This window comes from Inhella sp., assembly GCF_041912635.1.
GTDB lineage: Bacteria > Pseudomonadota > Gammaproteobacteria > Burkholderiales > Burkholderiaceae_C > Inhella.
This window is the reverse complement of record NZ_JAYRMO010000003.1, coordinates 130,536-148,721: the sequence shown is the minus strand read 5'-3', so window position 1 is coordinate 148,721 and position 18,186 is coordinate 130,536. Positions and strand designations below refer to the sequence as shown.

General features: G+C 68.4%; 14 protein-coding genes and 2 tRNA genes. 9 read left to right on the top strand and 7 right to left on the bottom strand.

The window, feature by feature from the left end; translation table 11 throughout:
• Nucleotides 1-60: 60 nt before the first annotated feature.
• On the bottom strand, nt 61-390 hold the full coding sequence (trxA, locus tag ACE3QP_RS02760; protein ID WP_198109950.1) for a thioredoxin TrxA: 330 nt from the start codon (nt 388-390) through the stop codon (nt 61-63).
• 266 nt (nt 391-656) lie between these two features.
• On the opposite strand from trxA, the gene ACE3QP_RS02755 reads away from it, so the two are divergent.
• The 5 genes from ACE3QP_RS02755 to ACE3QP_RS02735 all read left to right on the top strand — a co-directional run bounded on the left by ACE3QP_RS02755 (nt 657) and on the right by ACE3QP_RS02735 (nt 8,695).
• Nucleotides 657-3,143, top strand: a complete 2,487-nt coding sequence (locus ACE3QP_RS02755; RefSeq protein WP_374433397.1) for a PD-(D/E)XK nuclease family protein — start codon at nt 657-659, stop codon at nt 3,141-3,143.
• Nucleotides 3,140-6,352 carry a UvrD-helicase domain-containing protein gene (locus tag ACE3QP_RS02750; RefSeq protein ID WP_374433395.1) on the top strand — a complete coding sequence of 1,071 codons (3,213 nt, stop codon included), beginning with the start codon at nt 3,140-3,142 and terminating at the stop codon, nt 6,350-6,352. The genes ACE3QP_RS02755 and ACE3QP_RS02750 overlap by 4 nt, the downstream gene beginning before the upstream one ends.
• Before the next feature lie 48 nt (nt 6,353-6,400).
• Nucleotides 6,401-6,477, top strand: a tRNA-Pro gene (locus ACE3QP_RS02745).
• Nucleotides 6,478-6,573: 96 nt separating this feature from the next.
• Entirely contained in the window at nt 6,574-8,559 is a 1,986-nt protein-coding gene (locus ACE3QP_RS02740) for an OPT family oligopeptide transporter (protein WP_374433393.1), read from the top strand.
• Between the two features lie 59 nt (nt 8,560-8,618).
• Nucleotides 8,619-8,695: transfer RNA gene (locus ACE3QP_RS02735), tRNA-Arg, on the top strand.
• A gap of 11 nt (nt 8,696-8,706) precedes the next feature.
• On the opposite strand, the gene ACE3QP_RS02730 is transcribed toward ACE3QP_RS02735, so the two are convergent.
• The gene (locus ACE3QP_RS02730; RefSeq protein ID WP_374433391.1) at nt 8,707-10,908 is read right to left on the bottom strand and encodes a TonB-dependent receptor; all 2,202 of its coding nucleotides are present in this window, start codon (nt 10,906-10,908) and stop codon (nt 8,707-8,709) included.
• A 4-nt stretch (nt 10,909-10,912) separates the two neighbouring features.
• Entirely contained in the window at nt 10,913-11,605 is a 693-nt protein-coding gene (locus tag ACE3QP_RS02725) for a glutathione S-transferase N-terminal domain-containing protein (protein WP_374433389.1), read from the bottom strand.
• A gap of 28 nt (nt 11,606-11,633) precedes the next feature.
• Between ACE3QP_RS02725 and ACE3QP_RS02720 the strand changes: the two genes are divergently transcribed.
• Nucleotides 11,634-12,374 (top strand): hypothetical protein, encoded by a 741-nt coding sequence (locus ACE3QP_RS02720; RefSeq protein WP_198109944.1) that lies wholly within the window; start codon nt 11,634-11,636, stop codon nt 12,372-12,374.
• Here the strand turns inward: ACE3QP_RS02720 and ACE3QP_RS02715 are convergent, their stop codons facing one another.
• The 4 genes from ACE3QP_RS02715 to lptF are packed head-to-tail and all read right to left on the bottom strand — an operon-like array spanning nt 12,375 to nt 15,887.
• On the bottom strand, nt 12,375-13,319 hold the full coding sequence (locus ACE3QP_RS02715; protein ID WP_374433386.1) for a CysB family HTH-type transcriptional regulator: 945 nt from the start codon (nt 13,317-13,319) through the stop codon (nt 12,375-12,377).
• Nucleotides 13,316-13,696: a sirohydrochlorin chelatase gene (locus ACE3QP_RS02710; RefSeq protein ID WP_374433385.1), complete on the bottom strand. Its 381-nt coding sequence runs from the start codon at nt 13,694-13,696 to the stop codon at nt 13,316-13,318. The genes ACE3QP_RS02715 and ACE3QP_RS02710 overlap by 4 nt, the downstream gene beginning before the upstream one ends.
• Entirely contained in the window at nt 13,693-14,796 is a 1,104-nt protein-coding gene (gene lptG, locus ACE3QP_RS02705) for an LPS export ABC transporter permease LptG (protein WP_374433383.1), read from the bottom strand. The genes ACE3QP_RS02710 and lptG overlap by 4 nt, the downstream gene beginning before the upstream one ends.
• Nucleotides 14,793-15,887, bottom strand: a complete 1,095-nt coding sequence (lptF, locus tag ACE3QP_RS02700; RefSeq protein WP_374433382.1) for an LPS export ABC transporter permease LptF — start codon at nt 15,885-15,887, stop codon at nt 14,793-14,795. Before lptF ends, lptG begins: the two co-directional genes overlap by 4 nt.
• Before the next feature lie 27 nt (nt 15,888-15,914).
• On the opposite strand from lptF, the gene ACE3QP_RS02695 reads away from it, so the two are divergent.
• From ACE3QP_RS02695 to ACE3QP_RS02685, 3 genes are read left to right on the top strand one after another with little or no spacing between them, the layout of a single operon-like run.
• On the top strand, nt 15,915-17,375 hold the full coding sequence (locus ACE3QP_RS02695; RefSeq protein ID WP_374433380.1) for a leucyl aminopeptidase: 1,461 nt from the start codon (nt 15,915-15,917) through the stop codon (nt 17,373-17,375).
• 13 nt (nt 17,376-17,388) lie between these two features.
• Nucleotides 17,389-17,808 carry a DNA polymerase III subunit chi gene (locus ACE3QP_RS02690; protein ID WP_374433378.1) on the top strand — a complete coding sequence of 140 codons (420 nt, stop codon included), beginning with the start codon at nt 17,389-17,391 and terminating at the stop codon, nt 17,806-17,808.
• Between the two features lie 5 nt (nt 17,809-17,813).
• Nucleotides 17,814-18,059 (top strand): hypothetical protein, encoded by a 246-nt coding sequence (locus ACE3QP_RS02685; protein WP_374433376.1) that lies wholly within the window; start codon nt 17,814-17,816, stop codon nt 18,057-18,059.
• Nucleotides 18,060-18,186: the final 127 nt, after the last annotated feature.

Genomic DNA, 18,186 nt, shown 5'->3' with positions numbered 1-18,186 from the left:
GGGTTCCGGGGGGCTGCAGGGGGCCGGGCACCGCGTTGCTGCGGTGCCCGTGGACGCAAATTATAGGTGGGCGTCCAGGAAGCTCGTCAGCTGCTGCTTGGACAGGGCGCCGACCTTGGTGGCGGCCAACTGGCCATCCTTGAAGAGCATCAGCGTGGGGATGCCGCGGATGCCGTACTTGGCCGGCACTTCACGGTTCTCGTCCACATTCATCTTCGCGACCTGCAGCTTGCCTTCGTAGGCGCTGCTGACCTCGTCCAGGATGGGGGCGATCATCTTGCAAGGGCCGCACCACTCGGCCCAGTAATCGATCAGCACCGGGGTGCCGGACTTGAGCACGTCGGCTTCGAACGAAGCGTCGGAGACGTGTTTGATCAGGTCGCTGCTCATGTAGGGGGTTCCTAGTCTGGAAGGGGCTGAAAACGGTCATCGACCGCGCCAAATCACCGCGCCACTGCAGCCGGGCGAGCCCCATGGCCGAGGGCAGAATGATTCTTACACAAGGCCTACAGGTACTGGATCCGTAGGCCGATTCAGGGGCGTTGAGCGGCCCGCAAGGAGAGAGGGTGCAGGGCTGGCAGGCCTGGCCGGAACCGGCCGGAGTGGAATCGTTTTGGCGTCAGCTGGCGCAGTGGGTTCGGGGGCGTTTGCAGGAAGTGGGGATTGCTCCGCGCGACGCCGTGCTGCTGCTGCCCTTTGTCCAGCAACTGCCGCTGGCCCGCAAGGCCTTTGGCGCGGGCTGGGCGCCGCGCATTGAAACCACGCGCAGCCTGGCTTCCGCCCTGGGCCCCAGCCCACTGCCGGCGCCCGGGCAACCCAGTGGCGATGCCGCCACGGATGCCCTGGTGGCACGCCAGCTGCTGCTGGCGCAAGGGCTGCAGGTGAAGGATTTGCCCGGCGGTCCGCGGGGGTTGAGCCTGATGTGCGAGCGCTTGGTGGAGCTGACGCAGGCCCTCGTGGCCCGCGCAGCGGAGCAGGCGCCGCCGCACCGTGACGCCTGGTGGCGCCTAGCCAGCCAGCGCTTTCAGGCCCTGCAAGCTGCTGGCGCGCCGGCTTGGGAGAGCTTGCTGGCACAGGTGGCCCTGGCCTGGGCCCAAACGGCTCCCGCGCCGGCCACCGACGCCCTGTTCCAATACCCGGCCAAGGCCTGGATCCTGCTCGAAGTCGCCCAAGCCGATCAGCTGGCGCGTGCGGTGCTGGGTCAAAGCGGTGTGCCCCACTGGGTGCTGAACGCCGACGGCGCCTCGACGGCGTGGTTGCACGCGGCACAGCCGCGCGTGAGGCAGGCCATCGCGCCCGATGCCCAGGACATGGCGTCACGCTGTGCGCAGCAGATCCTGGAGGGGGCCGCTCAGGGGCAGTGCACGGCGCTGATCGCGCTGGACCGCTCGCTGGTTCGGCGTGTGCTGGCCCTGCTCGCGCCCTACGGCCTGCGCATGGCCGATGAGACCGGCGCCACCCTGTCCGCCCAAGCGCCAGCGGCGGCCTTGATGCACCTGCTGCGGGCCGCCCTTGGCGGCAGCATGGACGAGTTGCTGGCTTGGTTGAAGGGCCCGCTGGCCCCTGCGGCAGTGGCGGCGGCCGATGTGAATGCCCTGGAGGCTTGGGCGCGCCGCAATGGCTGTGCCCAGTGGCGTGGTCTGGCGCCGTCGCGCTTGCCTGAGCCGGCCCGTGCGGCCTGGCTGTTGGCAAGGGATTGCCTGGCGCGTCTGGACGGTGCGCCGCGCAGCCTCAGCCTGTGGCTGCTGGGCTTGCGCGAAGTGCTGCGCGAACGCTGCAAGCTGGACGAACGCCTTGGCAGCCTGCCGGGGCTGAGCGATCTCGGCGAGGCCCTGTGGCTGACCCGAAACCCCTGGCCCGGCAGTGCGGCCGAGCAGGCCCTGCTGGAGCTGCGCGTTGATGCCGGCGAGTGGTTGGCCTGGGTGGATGAGCGGTTGCGCAATGCCGTGGGCAGCGGTCAGCGCAGCGAGCGGCCCCAACTCGTCATCACGCCGCTGGCGCGTGCGCTGTTGCGGCCCTTCGACCTGGTGCTGCTGGCCGGCTGCGATCAAGGCGCGATGGCGCTGGGCCGGGTGGCGCCCGCCCTGCTGCCGGATGCAGTGGCTGCCGAGCTGGGGCTGCCGCACCGCGCCCTGGCCCAGCAGCAGCAATGGGAATCGGTGTGCCATCTGCTGCGCGCGCCGCAGGTGCTGCTGCTGCGGGCGGCGTCGGAAGGAGGGGCGGCACTGGAGTGGGGCTGGGCCATCCAGCGCCTGCTGGCCCAGTGGCCCCCGTTGCCGGACGAAGCCGACGACCGCGCCCGCCTGAGCCTGCCGCCTGTGCCCATCGGGCGCGCGCAGGCGGCCACGCCCGGCTGGCTGCCCACGCGCCTGAGTGCCGCCGCGGCCGAAGCGCTGCGCGTCTGCCCCTATCGCTTCTTTGCCCAGCGCCGCCTGGGTCTGGCGTTGGCCGAGGAGCTCGACCTGGATCCCGACGGCCGCGACTGGGGCGCCTGGTTGCACCGCGTGCTGGCGCTGTTGCACGCCGAGCCCTTCGAGCCCGAGCAGGCGCCGGTGCGCTGGCAGGCTGCCGTGACTGGCGCCCTGGAGGAGCTGGGGCTCTCGGATGCCGATGCGCTTGGTTTGCTGGCCCTGCTGGAGCGCTGGCGCGAGCCCTATTTGCGCTGGTGGTGTGCGGAGCTGGCACGCGGCGCCCAAGTGCAGGACCGCGAGCGCGCCCTGAGCAGCCGGCCGTGGCCCGAGGCGCCGCTCCATGCGGTGGAGTGGGTGGGTGTGGCCGATCGCATCGACAGCGGCCCGCAGCGGCGCCTGCTGGACTACAAGACCGGCTCCGTCAGCGGGCTCAAGGAGCGCCTGCGGGAGCCGCAGGAAGACACGCAGCTGCCCTTCTACCAGGCGCTGCTGCAGGACCTCGGTGAGCCGCTCGACGAAGCGGCCTACCTTGGCTTGGACGCCCAGGGCGAGATGGCGCTCCTTCCCCACCCGGAAGTGGCGCGCAGCGCAGCTCGGCTGCGCGCCGGCCTGGCCGATGACTTGCTGGCCCTGCATGCGGGCGCGCCCCTGGTGGCCTTGGGGGAGGGCGCGGCCTGCGCCCATTGCGAGGTGCGTGGCCTGTGCCGCCGCGACGATTGGAGTTCGCCATGAGTGCGGCCGGCTATCGCATTGACGGCGCGCCCGTGGCCGCCGAGCGCTTCTATGCCCGCGCCTGCTCGCCCCAGGGTTCGGTGGTGGTAGAGGCATGCGCCGGTGCCGGCAAGACCTGGATGCTGGTGTCGCGCATGCTGCGCGCCCTGCTGGAAGGCGCCGAGCCGCAGCAGATCGTGGCGATCACCTTCACGCGCAAGGCTGCGGCCGAGATGCGCGGCCGCCTGGACGAGTGGCTGGATCAGTTTGCGCGTTGCAGCCGCGAAGAGCGCCTGCTGGCCCTGCAGCAGCGGGGGCTGGAGGCCGCCCAGGCGCAAGCACTGGAGCCCGCGCTGCAAGGCCTGCAGGCGCGCTTGCTCGAAGGGGGCCGGCCGGTGGAGGTGCATACCTTCCATGCCTGGTTTGCGCAGCTGCTGCGCGGGGCCCCGCTGACCCTATTGCAGTCGCTCGGGCTAGCCCCCGAGCTGCGCCTCATCGAGGACAGCAGCGAGCTCGACCAGTCGCTCGGCCGGCGCCTGCGCGCACGTGTGCGGCGCGACCCGACGCTGCAGGCGCACTACCTTGCGCTGGCCGCCCGTCATGGGCCGCGGCGCCTGGCGGAATGGTTGCAGGCGGCGCTCGACAAGCGGGTCGAGCTGGAACTCGGTGCCCCGGTGCTGGGCGATTCCGTGCCCTACCCGGGCGGTAGGGCCGACGATCCCTTGCACATCTGGCCGCTCCTGCAGCCGGCGCTGCAGGAGCTGGCGCGCGCCTTGGGGCAGGGCAAGGTCAAGGCGCAGGAGGCGGCCCAGGGCCTGGTGGATGCGCTGGCCCAACCACAGGCGCAGGTCGGCTTTGCGCGGGCCTGGCAGGCGCTTTTTACGCAGACGGGCAGTCCACGCAAGCTGGGCGAGGTGGCGGGCCTCGCGGAGCTGACGGCGGAGCTGGAACAGCTGCAGCGCGACCGCCAGCAATGGCATGCCGCCCGCGACCACGAAGCATTGGCGGCGCTGGCCCGCGCGCAGGCCGAGGAGTTCGCGGCGCTCAAGCGCGAGCGCGGCTGCGTGGACATGGGCGATCTGGAGCGCGGCGCCACGGCCTTGCTGGCCGACAGCGGTGCCAGCGGCTGGTTGCAGCAGCAATTGGATCTGCAGGTACGCCACCTCCTGATCGACGAGTTCCAGGACACCAGCCCGCTGCAGTGGCAGGCGCTGCAGGCCTGGCTCTCAGCCTATGCCGGTGCCGGTGGGGGCCGCAGCCTGCAGCTCTTCCTGGTGGGCGACCCCAAGCAAAGCATTTACCGCTTCCGCCGTGCCGAGCCGCGCGTGTTCGAGGCTGCGGCGCGGTTTGTCGTCGAAGGCTTGGGCGGGCACCGCCTGGCCTGCGATCACACCCGTCGCAACGGCCCCGCCGTGCGGGCGCTGGTGAATGCCGTGTTCGGCGGCCTGCAGGACGCGGGGGCTTACGCCGGCTTTCGCCCGCACAGCGGCGACAGCCCGGCAGAGGGCTCGATCTGGTTGTTGGATGCACCCGCTACCGAAGCCTTGACCCAGGAGGACACCGAGCCGGACGCTTGGCGCCCCAGCCTGGAGCGCGCCCGTACCGAAGCGGAAGAAGCGCGACGCAGTGCCGAGGGGCGGCGCGTGGCGGCCGTGCTGGCGCAGCTGCTGCAACAGGGCCATGAAGCGAAGCAGCTGATGGTGCTGGCGCGGCGCCGCGACGCCCTGGCCGCCGTGGCCGAAGGCCTGCGTGCGCTGGGCATCGCGCACGAAACCCCGGAAGAGCAGGTGCTGGCCGAGCAGCCCGAGGTGCAGGACCTGCTGGCCTTGTGTGAGCTGCTGGCGTCGCCCCAGCATGATCTGGCGCTCGCTCGGGTGTTGCGCAGTGCGCTGTTCGGCGTGGACGAGGCGGCGCTGATGGGCCTGCAGGCGGCCGCCGCGGGAGCGGCTTGGCTGCCCACCCTGCTGGCTTTGCCGCCTGAGCAGGCAGACGCCTTGGGGCTTTCGCCAGCGCGCGAGTTGCTGGCGCGTTGGTGCGCCGAGCTGCCGGCCCTGCCGGCCTTCGAGGCTCTGCAGCGTGTGCTGACCGAGGGCCAGTTCAAGGCCCGCGTGGCGGCGCGGCTGCCGGTCGCACTGCTGGCGCCGCGCTGGGCGGGTATCGATGCCCTGCTGGACCAGGCGCTGAACTTGGACGGTGGGCGCTACTGGAGCCTGTACGGCTTCGTGCGGGCGCTCAGGCAGCGGACCATCAAGGTGCCGGTGCGCGCCAGCGGTCAGGGCGTGCAGCTGCTGACCATCCACGGTGCAAAGGGCTTGGAGTCGGACACGGTGATCCTGGTGGACGCCGATGCCGCACCGGCACGGGCGCAAAGCACCACATTGCTCATCGAGTGGCCGGTGGAGCAGCCGCGGCCCAGTCGTGTGGCCTTTCTGGCCAGCGAATCACGCCCGCCGCCCGCGCTGGCAGCGGCCATGGAGGAAGAGCTGGCCCAGCGACGCCGTGAGGAGCTCAACGGCCTGTACGTGGCGCTGACGCGCGCGCGCCGCCAGCTCATCCTCAGTCGGACGCCCTCGGCCCGCAGCGGTCCTGCCAGCAGCCCCTGGGCTCTGGTGACCGGCAGCGGCCTGGCCTTGCCGTGGCAGCCCTCCGATACGCCACCGCTCAGCCAGCCCCTGATGGCGCCGGCGCTGCCGGTCCTGCCCGCGCTGCCGCCACGCACCGAGGCGCCCGCCGAGGCGGCACCGGGCGCGGCCGATGACCCGCGTGCCGCGAGCCTGGGCGAGGCCTTTCACCGGGTCATGGAGTGGGCCACCCAGCCCGGCGCACCGCGCAGCCAGCTGCCCCAGTGGCTGGCCTCCAGCAGCCAGATGTACGGCCTGGATGCGCGTGGCCAGAAGGCGTTGGCCGATTGGGTCCAGGGCGTGTTGGGGTCGGCCGCGCTGGCACCCTGGCTGGCGGGTGAGAGCTTGCTATGGGCCGGCAATGAAGTCGCTCTGCTGGACGAGGGCCGGGAGATTCGGCTGGACCGGCTGGTGTGTCGGCGCGAACCCGATGGGCAGCCCTGCTGGTGGGTGCTGGACTACAAGCTGCATCCGGCGCCCCTGAAGGTGCCCGAGTACCTGGAGCAGATGCGCCGCTACCTGGGCGCGCTGCGTGCCATGGAGCCCGACCAGCGCGTGCGGGGGGCCTTCATCAGCGCGGATGGCCAGCTGCACGAGGCGCCGGAATGAGGTCGAACGGGTGCATGTAGCGAAGCCCCCTACAATGGCGGGCTTCGTCGGGGTGTAGCGCAGTCTGGTAGCGCATCTGCTTTGGGAGCAGAGGGTCGGAGGTTCGAATCCTCTCGCCCCGACCAAAATTTTCGATTCATCGTTGCGTTGATGCCAAGAGGACCCACAAGGTCCTCTTTTCGCATGCGCGATCCGAACTCCGGATTAACCCTGAGGACAACATGGCCCTCTTGCACCTGACCGACGAGCAAGTCCAGACCTGGAGCCGCGAGCAAAAAGACCGTTGGTGGCTGGAGAACGTCTACAAGGCCGACATGGCGCAGCTGACCCTGCGCTCAGGCCTGACCGGCTTTCTGCTCGGCGGCATCCTGTCCGCCACGGGTCTGTACATCGGTGCCAAGACCGGCATCGGCATCGGCGTCGGTCTGACCTCGGTGATCCTGGCCTTCGCGCTGTTCCGTGCCATCGCCGCCAGCGGCATGGCGCGGGACTACACCATCCTGGAAAACAACTGCACCCAGTCGATCGCCACCGCGGCCGGCTATGTGGTTTCGCCGCTGTTCTCCAGCCTGGCGGCCTATATGTTGGTCACTGGCGTCATCCCGACCTGGTGGCAGCTGATGATCTGGATCTTTGTGGTCTCGGCCATCGGCGTGCTGCTGGCCTTCCCGATGAAGCGCAAGTTCATCAACGAAGACCAGGCGCCGTTCCCGGAAGGGCGGGCCTGCGGGGTGGTGCTCGATTCGCTCTACCACGGCGAGGGCAGTGAGGGCGTGTTCAAGGCCAAGCTGCTCGGTGTCGTCGGCGGCCTGACGGCGCTCTACCAGGCCATCGTCAGCGATGGCTGGATGAAGCTGGTGCAGTTCAAGCTGCTGGCCATGGACAAGTGGGCCGGCATGAAGGAGCCCTGGCACTTCCAGGAGCGCCTGGACCAGTACTACTACGCCTGGGCCGCCAAGGCCGAGGGCTGGATCCCGACCATCCTGGGGACCGACGTCCGCCAACTTGGCCTGCGCCTGACGCTGGACGCCGCCATGCTGGGCGTGGGCGGCCTGATGGGCATTGCCGTGGCCACCAGCTGCCTGCTGGGCGCGTTGATCAACTTCGGTGTGCTGGCTCCGCTGATGATCCAGCTGGGTGACATCGCGCCGCGCATCGCCGCGGATGGCAAGGCGATTCCGCTGAACCGGGCCGAGATCGTCAACCAGTGGTCGCTGTGGTGGGGCGTCACGATGATGGTGACGGGTGCCATGGTGAGCCTGGCAGCCAAGCCGGAAATCTTCACCTCGGCCTTCAAGAGCCTGGGCAAGAAGAAGGACGGCGGCAAGGGCAGCGACGTGCTCAAGGACATCGAGGTGCCGATGTGGATCAGCTACATCGGCGTGCCGCTGTTCTCGGTGCTCGGCTCCTGGGTCACCCACATGTTTTTCGGCGTGCCTTTCTGGATCGCCCTGGTTTCGCTGCCGCTGATCTTTGTGCTGACCCTGATTTGCACGAACTCGATGGCGCTGACCTCCTGGACGCCGACCGGCTCGCTTGCCAAGATCACCCAGTTCACTATGGGCGCGATCGATCGCAGCAACCCCGGCTCCAACCTGCTGCCCGCGGCCATGACCTCGGAGATCGCCTCCAACGCCGCCAACCTGCTGTCCGACATCAAGCCCGGCTACATGCTGGGCGGCAAGCCGCGTCACCAGGCCATCGGCCACGTGATCGGCAATTTGGCCGGCGTGCTCTGCTGCGTGCCGCTGTTCTTCCTGCTGTTCCTGCCGCCCGATGCGAATGGCGTGCGCAGCGTCACGACCCTGGTTAGCGACCAGTTCGCGATGCCCGCCGCGCTGCAGTGGAAGGGTGTGGCCGAGATCATCGCCAAGGGCCTGAAGGGCCTGCCGACCTCGGCGGTGCTGTCGATGGCCTTTGCTGCGGTGGCCGCGCTGGTGATTGAGGTGCTGCGCATCAAGACCAAGGGCAAGTTCGGCCTCTCGGCCGTGGCCATCGGCCTGGGTGTGGTGCTGCCGCCGGAAAGCACGCTGGCCATGTTTGTGGGCGCGCTGGTGTTCTGGCTGCTGGGCCGCAAACACAAGACCGCCGGCACCCCCGGCCACCGCCTGTGGGTCGAAGGCTTGGAGCCGATCTGCGCCGGCCTGATCTCGGGTGCCGCGTTGATGGGCATCGGCAACGCCATCATCAACGTGCTGTTGGCCTGATGAGGGCCTGAGCCACACGGCACAATGCGAAGGGGCTCGGGAGAGCCCCTTCATCCTTTCCGACGGTAGCTCAACCGGATAGAGCAGCTGCCTTCTAAGCAGCAGGTCGGGGGTTCGAGTCCCTCCCGTCGGGCCAAGTCTTCCCGCTCAGAAGCTGCCCTCCAGGCCCAGGCTCAACTGGCGCGGCGCGCCTGGCAACAAGGTCTGCGCCTGGCCGAGCGCGTCGTTGTTGACGAAGCCGTTCGAGCCCAGCGTCGCGATGCCGCGGCGATTGCCGAGGTTCTGCACCGCCAGGCTCAGTCGCACGCCCTGGAGCGCGCCCACCGTGCCGAAGCGGTAGGCCGCCTGTGCATGCCAAAGCGCTTGCCCGGGCACGCTGGCGTCATTGGTGTAGCTGTAGTAGCGGCGCGAGATCGCGTCCAGGCCAAGGTTCAGGCTGACCGGGCCCTGCTGGTAGCCCAGCCCGGCCTTGAGCATGCGCTCGGGGCTGTCCACCACGCGCTTGCCCTGCGTCGGCACGCGGGTGCTGCCGCTGATCACATCGTCGAGGTAGCGAGCCCGCGCCAGGCTGAGGCTGGCGTAGGCGGACCACTGACCGCTCAGGCGTGCCGAGAGCGCGGCCTCCAGGCCGCTGCCGCGGACATCGCCGACATTGCTCAGCACGCTGGGGTTGCCCTGGATGGCGCTGCCGGCCTGCACGCTCAGCAAGCGGTCGCGGAAATGCACGCGATACAGCACGAGCGAGGCCTGATGGCGCTGGCCGTGGCGGCGCCAACCGAGCTCCCAGTTGTCTGATGACTCGGGGTGGAGGCGGTCCTTGATGGCCTGAAAGCCAGCGGCGGTGGTGGCGAAGGGCGTGGTGCCGGCCGCGGCAGCCTGGAAGGCCCGCGCATTGCGAGCGAAGGAGACGAACAGTTCGTCGGTCGGGCTGAGCGTATGCACGAGGCCGGCCTGGGGCAGGAAAGGGCGATCGGAGACGACGCGACCGACCGGGCGGTCGCTGCCCGTGGCGAGTGCTGCGTCGGTGACCACCCGCATGCCCTTGAAGCCCAGGCCCAGGCTCCAGTTCGGCGCCAGGCTCCAGGTGTCGGCCAGGGAGTACTGAAGGGTGTCGGTGTCGAAGTCGAAATCCCAGTCGGTGCGGAAGGCATTGCGCGGGAACTGATAGGGGTCGGGCAGCGCCGCCGGGCTGACGGCATAGAAGCGCCGTGCGTGGTCGAAGTGGTTGCGTTCCAGCCAAAGGCTGGCGCGCCACTGGTGCGCTGCGGCCTCCCAGTCCAGGCTGCCCAGCCAGCCGCGGCGGGCAATACGGTACTCGGTGGTGCGCAGCGCCAGCGGTGTGCCGTCGGGTGAGGGTGTGTACGGGGTGAACCAGAGCCCCGCGCCCTCATTGCGATGCCCGTAGGCGACCTGACGCAGCAACCAGTTCGGCGCCGGCCGCCATTCAAGGTTGATCCCGCCGAGCTTGTCCTTGCGCAGGCCGCTGCCGGCAAAGTAGGCGTCGTCACACTGCGTGACATAAGGCTTGCCGCCGTTGCCGCACAACTCGCGCGAGGCGCGCAGCGCGGCGTCCAGGTTGGGGTAGGAGTTGTCCCAGTCGGGCCCCAGGCGGCGCAGCATGTCGAGTGAGAAGTCCTGGTAGTCCATCTCGCGCCGGTCCGAGCTGTTCAGAAAGGCGCTGGCGCGCCATTGCGGGCCTTCCTTCAGCCATTTCAGGTTCCATTGGCGCTGGCGCTGTCGGCCTTGGGCCTTCCACTTGTCCTCGCGGTGCTCGGTCAGGCTCAGGCCAAGCGCGCCCCATGCGAACTGACCTGTGTCGGCGCGCAGATGCAGGCGCTGGCGTTGGTCCGAGCCCAGGCTCAGGCGCGCCTGCACGCGCGCCTCGGGCGCGGGGTCGAGCGAGTAGAACTGCACCGTGCCGCCCAGGTTGCTGGTGGAGGCGGTGTCCAGCGCGCCGGTGCCCTGGGAAAGGCTGGCGCGTGCCAGGTTCTCGCTGGCGATGGCCCGGCTGATGTGCAGGCCGTTGTGGTTGCCGTAGGACATGTCGCCCAGCGGCACGTCATCCAGCGTGAAGCCGAGCTGGCTTTGGGAAAAGCCGCGCAGCGCGAAGCGGGCCGACCACTCGTAGTTGCCCAGGCTGTCCGCAGCCTGGAAGTAGGCGCCGGGCAGCCGCGCCATGCTGGCCAGCGGGCTCGTACCCGGAATGGCCTGCGCAAACTCCGAGCGCTCCAGGCCATGCACCGAGCGCAGCTGTCCGCGCACCACGGTGATGGTCACGCGGTCCAGCTCCGCGCTTTCCTGGGCCTGCACCAGCGTGGGGAGGACCAGCAGCAGGGCGCGCAATCGCATGGCTTCAGCGCCGCTTGTACTGGGTGTTGCCGAACAGCATCTCGCGGGCCTGCTCATCCAGCACCGGGCGCCGCCGCTCGGAAAGCACCGTCAGTGCGCGCTGCACCGCCGGCCGCTTGTCGATCTCGTCGAACCAGCCCTTGAGGTGCGGAAAGTCGGCCATCTCCACACCCTGGTTGCGCCAGGAACGCAGCCAGGGCCAGATGGCCATGTCGGCGATCGAGTACTCGGACGCCCCGATGTAGGGGCTGTGGGCGAGCCGCTTGTTGATGACGGTGTACAGCCGCCGGGCCTCGTTCGTGTAGCGCTCGATCGCATAGTCGATCTTCTGGGGCGCGTAGATGCGGAAGTGGTGCGCCTGTCCGAGCATCGGTCCCACGCTGCCCATCTGGAACATCAGCCACTGCAGCACCTCGTACTTGCCGCTGACCGATGCCGGAAGGAAGCGCCCCGTCTTGCCGGCCAGGTAGAGCAGGATGGCACCCGACTCGAACAGGGTGATGGGCTCGCCATCCGGGCCGTCTGGGTCGCGCAGCGCCGGGATCTTGTTGTTCGGGCTGATGCGCAGGAACTCAGGTTCGAACTGCTCGCCCTTGCCGATGTCCACGCCATGCACGTGGTACGGCAGACCACACTCTTCCAACATGATGTGCACCTTGTGCCCATTCGGCGTGGCCCACGAATAGACTTCCAGCATCTTTGGCTCCGGTGGCGTGTGCAGACCCATGGTAATCAAACAGGTCAAGCATTGGATGAAGCTGCGCGCCAATGCGGCAGCGTGGAAGGCCATCACCGACTGGGCGGAGGCGCGCGAGGCTCGTTTCGATCAGAACGAGGAGGGCGACGGCTTTCTGATCGACGAGCCCAAGAACCCGCTCGGGCATCTGCGCATCGAGTGGGGGCCTTCGCAGCGGGCCTACATTGAGGGCCAGGAACTCCGCTTGCGCTGGGAGCTCGGTGTGCACCCGGAACTGCAGATGATGGCCATCGAGCGCGAGTTGCGCGACGTGCTTGAAAAAGCGGTGTTCGAGGCCTACACCGACACGCTGCAGACCCGCATCGACACCGACACCCCCGAAGAGATGCGCTGGTTGGTGATGTTCCAGCAGATCGAGAACTGGAAATCCAAGCTGGCACGTGCACGCTTCTCGGTCTGCTCTGTGACCAAGGAAGTGGCGGCCGCCTGGTGCGACGACGCGCTCTCGGATGCGCTGGCCCTGGCCAGCCAGGACCTTGTTGCGCAGGGGCAGCCCTTCGTGATGTTGACGCAGCGCGGCAATCTCTACGTGCGCACGGCCGCTGCCCAGCCCACGCTGGACCAGATCAAGAACATCGTCAGCCTGGCGGAAGTGGCGGCCAAGGGGGCCAAGCGGGTGGACCAGTTGCTGGGTGAGGCCGCGACCTGGCCGAACACGGCGTCGTCGGCCTGGCAGCCCAGTACGCGCAGCCCCGAGCCGGACGCCTGATCAGAGGTCGAAGTGGCTGGCTTCGCCAGCCAATGCGCGCTTGAGCAATGGAGCCGAGAGGCGGTCTGACAGCAGCTCGGTGAAGACCAGCACATGGTTGCGCAGCACCACGCCCTTCTTGAAGGCGATGCGCGCCACGTTGCTGCCGAACAGATGGCCGAGCGGTCGCGAGACCAGATCGCCGTCGGGCGGGTCGTCGCGCATGGCCATTTCGGCCACGATGCCCACGCCCAGGCCAAAGCGCACGTAAGTCTTGATCACGTCGGCGTCGATGGCCTCCAGCACCACCTGCGGTTGCAGTGCACGGGCGGCAAATGCCTTGTCGATGCGGGTGCGGCCGGTGAAGCTGGGGTGGTAGGTCACCAGGGGCTGGGCCGCCAACTGCTCCATGCTGATGGTTTCGCACTCGGCCAGCTCATGTCCACGCGGCAGCACCGCCACGTGCTGCCACTCATACCAGGGCAGCGACACCAGGTCAGCGAACTCCTCCAGGGACTCGGTGGCCAGACCCAGAACGGCGGTCTCGTCGAGCACCATCTGCGCCACCTGACGCGGGTTGCCCTGGTGCAGACCGATCTGCAGCTTGGGGAATTGCCGCCGCAGTTGCGCCAGCGGGGCCGGCAGCACATAGCGGGCCTGGGTGTGCGTGGTGGCGATGGACAGAGTGCCGCTGTCCTGTCTTGAGTACTCTTCGCCGATGCGGCGCAGATTGCCGACCTCGCGCAGGATCACGTCGATGCAGCGCAGCACGCGCTCGCCCGGTTCGGTGATGCGGCGCAGGCGCTTGCCGTGACGCGAGAAGATGTCGACGCCCAGCTCCTCTTCGAGCTCAAGGATGGCCTTGGACACGCCGGGCTGCGAGGTGTGCAGGGCTTTGGCCGTCTCGGTGAGGTTGAGATTGCGGCGTGCGGCCTCGGCGACGAACCGGAACTGCTGCAGGTTCATGGCGCTTCCCCGGCCTCGAGCAGACGCAGGCAGAGCTGGGTCATCGCGTCCAGCATGGCGGCCTGCTCTCCCAGCGCGGCATGCACCTGGATGTCGATACCCAGGCTCGTGCGGGCAGTGTCCAGCAGCGGGGCCAGATCCCGTTGCACGTGGCCGGCGCCGCCCAGGAACATGGGCAGCACTTCCACGCGCCCCACGCCCGCTGCAGCGAGTTGCTGCAGTGCCTGCGCGGGGGCAGGCTCCATCAGCTCCAAAAAGGCCAGGGCCACGGCCCGGTCAGGCTGCTCATGTTGCAGGCGTTCGCGCAAGCGCTCAAAGGGTGCAGCCCAGGCCGGGTTGCGGGCGCCGTGGGCGACAAGGAGGAGACCACGCTTCATCGGTAGCGCACCAGCCAAGTGAAGGCGGCCAAAGAAAGTCCCAAATACAGCAATCCGGGCGCCGCCGCCACCGCCCAGGGGGTCCAGTTGTTCAGCAGGCCGAGGTGGCCCGACAGGTTGTTCAGTAGCACGAAGCTGATGCCCAGCATGATTCCGCCGAAGACCTTGGCACTGACGCCCCCCGCCCGGGCATGCAGATAGGCAAAAGGCAGAGCCAGCGCCACCATCACCAGGCAGGCGAACGGGTACAGCGCCTTGCGCCAGAACTGGATGGCATAGCGCTGGGCCGACTGCTCCTGGCCGGACAGGTGTTGCGTATAGAGGAACAGCTCCGAGGTGGACATGGTGTTGGCCTTCAGCAATGCGGCGCTGACCACCCCCAGACTCAGATGGCTCTGCCAGCTGAGATCAGCGGGCGCCAGGGTTTCGATGGCCTGCGCTTCCTGCGTGGGCCAGCGCGTGCGCCTGGCCTGATCCAGCTGCCACGTACCACGGCTGTCCACGCTGCCCTGGTCGGCCTCCCAGCGTTCCAGCAAGCGCCCCTCGGTGTCGAAGCGAAAGATCCGCACGCCTTGCAGCCGCCCGTCGAGAGCCGCGCCGCGCACGTGCACGGTGTACAGCCGCTCCTGGCCTTCCTCGTCCGCCAGTCGGTCCTTTAGCCAGGCGCCGCCGGCGCGCTGCAGCACACCGCCCGACACCTCGGCGCGGAAGCTCTCGGAGACTCGTTCGGCCATGGGGGCGACCAGATCGCCCATCACGAAGGTCAAGGCCGCAAAGCCGAGCGCCGGGATGGCCAGCAGGCCCAGTGCCCGACCCGGACCCAGGCCTCCGGTGCGCAGGATGGTGAATTCGCTGGACTGAGCCAGCCGCGCCAATGAAAAGATGGTGCCGATCAACACGGCGATCGGGAACACCTCGTAGAAGAGCGCGGGCATCTCCAGCAGCGCGAGCAGTGCACCCTGTGCCAGCGACTGGCCGCGCCGCAGGCGATCCATCTCTTCCGTGAAGGCGTTGAAATAAAACAGCGCGAGAAAGCCGACGGCCACAAACATCACCGCCAGCACCATGTCGCGGTAGAGCAGACGACGCACGGTCTTCATGCCACAGCCCTCCGCGGCAGCCAAGCAAAGAGACGCAGCGCCTCATCGCGCAGCAGCAGCAAGCCCAGGGCCAGTGCGGCCACGCTGCCGTGCACGCCTAGCAACGCCTGCGCCGGGCGCATCCGTTCGCGTGCCACCCAGCCCTCGGTGAGGTTGATCAGCTGGAAGTAGATGATGAACACCAGCAGCGCGGCCAACAGGCCCCAGTTGTTGGGCCGCCGCGGGTTGGTTGCCGCCAGCCCCAACCCCAGCACGGCCAGGTTCAGCGCTCCCAGCACCATGCCCACGCGCCAGACCAACTGGCCCCGGTGGCGCGGGTCGGGCGAGCGCCACAACTCCAGCGTGCCCATGGCCTTGGGCGGCAGTTCATCCAGCGAGCGCGTCACCTGGCGGTCGGCGATGACGCGATAGCTCTGGAAGCGTGCCTGTGCAAAGCGTTGTTCGGCCTGGTCGGTCTCGCTGCGCTGGCCCGCTTCCAGCAGCAGGTAGCGGTCGGCGCCATCCCATTCGATGCGGCCGTGCTGGGCGGTGGTGACCGATTCCTGCCCCGGCTTCTGCGTCAGGATGAACACATTGCGGCCCACGCCCGGGGTGTCGGTGTCGCGTTCGATGAAGAAGACCTTGCTGCCGTCCCGCGAGCTCTGGAACTGACCAGGGGCCACGCGCGAGAGGTCGCTGCGCTTCTCGTAGCGCTCGCGCATCTGCACGGTTTCCCGCTGGGTCCAGGGTGACACCCAGAGCTGCAAGGCGGCCAGGCCCAGCAGCACCGGCCAGGCCATGCGCAGCACGGGCGCGAGAAAGCGGCGCAGCGGCAATCCGCAGGCCAGCCAGACCGCCATCTCCGAATCCTTGTACAGGCGGCCGACGCTGGACACGACCGCGATGAACAAGGCCAGGGCCAGCACCACCGGAAGTTGCGTCAGCCCGGCAAAGGCCAGCGCCAGCAGCACATCAGCCGGATCCACGCGGCCGCCGGCAGCGAGGCTGAGCGTGCGAATCAGGGCGTACGTCAGCACGATGGTGGCCAGCACCACCAAACTGATTCCGAAGTTGCGTGCCAAATCGCTACGAAACGAGGTATCGAATAACATGAGCGGGTTTTATTCAGTTGCGTAATTATGGACGCCCGAATTCAAACCATTTCTATTGACAAACTGTCCGGCGCCAATGCCGATGCCTTGGTGGTGGTCTTGGGTGGAGAGGCTGTGCCCGCGCAGCTGGACTCTGCCGTGGCGCAGGCCATCAAAGGCGCGCTCAAGCTCGGCGACTTTGACTGGAAGGCTGGCAAGGCGCTGATGCTCGTGGGTGCGGCCGGCGTGAAGGCGCCGCGGCTGGTGCTGAGCGCGACGGGCAAGCCGTCGGTCAAGGCCGCCCGTGCCGCCCTGGCCGCTGCCCTGGCCCAGCTCAAGGGTCGCAATGTCGGTCATGTGGCCGTGGCCTTCGTGGGCTGCGGCGCGGTTGACGAAGGCTTGATCGAGCACGCCGTGCTGGCCGTGCGCGAGCAGGGCTACCAATACCGACTAACCAAGCCGAGCGCATCGAACGACCCGCGCATCGAACGGCTCAGCCTGCTGGTGGACAAGGTCGAAGCCAAGGCCGCACGGGTGGGGCTCGAGCGCGGCCAGGCGGTGGGTGAGGGCATCGAGTTGGCCCGCGAACTGGCCAATCGGCCGGCCAATCACTGCACGCCCACCCACCTGGCCGACTGCGTGCGCGACCTCGGTCGCAAGCACGGCCTGAAGGTTGAGGTGCTGGACAAGCGGGCGGTGGAGCGCCTTGGCATGGGCTCCTTCCTGGCGGTGGCCCAGGGGGGTGACGAGCCGCTGCGCTTCATCGTGGCGCGCTACGACGGCGCGCCCCGAGGTCAGGCTCCGGTGGTGCTGGTCGGCAAGGGCATCACCTTCGATACCGGCGGTATCTCGCTCAAGCCTGGCGCCGAGATGGATGAGATGAAGTTCGACATGGGCGGCGCGGCCTCGGTGATCGGCACCCTGCGTGCGGTCGTCGAACTCAAGCCGAAGCTGAACCTGGTGGTGCTGATCCCAGCCTGCGAGAACATGCCCAGCGGTCGTGCGGTCAAGCCCGGTGACGTCGTGACCTCGATGTCGGGCCAGACCATCGAGATCCTGAACACCGATGCCGAAGGGCGCCTGATCCTGTGCGATGCGCTGACCTACGCCGAGCGCTTCAAGCCCAGCGTGGTGGTGGACGTCGCGACTCTGACGGGCGCCTGCGTCATTGCGCTGGGTGGCGTGCGCAGTGGCATGTACGCCAGCGACGACGAGCTGGCGAGCTCGCTCACCCGTGCGGGTGAGGAGGCACTCGACCTGTGCTGGCGCATGCCGCTGGACGACGAGTACGAAGAGGGCCTGAAGACGCACTTTGCCGATGTTGCCAACGTCGGTTCGCGTGCCGGTGGTTCCATTACGGCGGCGATGTTCCTGAAGCGATTTGCCAAGGCCTATCGCTGGGGACACCTCGACATCGCCGGTACCGCCTGGAAGGGCGGCGCGGCCAAGGGCGCGACCGGCCGCCCGGTGGGCCTGCTGACGCACTTCCTGCTGTCGCAGGCGCGCTGATCGGGGTAGCGGCGTGCCTGCGGTGCGCTTCTACACAGGTCTTGCGGATCGACCGGGCTTCGCGGCCCGGTTGCTCCGCAAGGCGGCTCGGCAGGACCTGAAAGTCTGGGTGGTGGGCGACGAGGCGGAGCTGCGCGTGCTGTCGCAGCGGCTTTGGAGTCTGCCGGGTTTTGCCGCGCATGCGGGTGTCCAGGCTTCGCCTGCGCTGAGGCGGCGCAGCCCGCTGCGTTTCAGCAAGGGCTTCGCGGCGGATGCGGACTGCACGGCCTTGCTCAACCTCACGGCAGATGTGCCGCCCGAACTGGCGCGCTGGCAGTTCGTCTTCGAGTTGGTCGGGCAGGCGCCTGAGGACGTCCAACAGGGGCGTCGCCAGTTCAAGGCCTATCGTGCGCAGGGCTTGGCGCCGGAGCACTTCGAGTCCGAGTCCGCATGAGTGCCATGCGGGACAAATCTGCCATTGAACTGCCGGTATTGACCGACGTGGTGCAGGTGGCGCGGCGGGCCGCCGCGCCGACCATCGATCCCACCCTGGGTGAGCAGTTGGATGCCTGGTTAATCGATCAATTGCCCGGCCTGGTGCACGAGGTGGTGGTGGAGTTGACGCCCCGCTTTGAGCAGCAGTTGCTGGATGCCTTGATGCCCCGGCTGCTGGCTTCTTTGGCGCAGTGGCAGGGCGAGGTCTGACCCAGTCAGTCGGGCGGTCAACCAAGCCGGCTTGTTGCCGTTGTGGAGGCCGCGGATCGCCCCAAGATTTCCCCTAGCAAGGCGGGTGCGAATTACGGTATGGTCTGCGCCGCTTTGGGACTGAGCC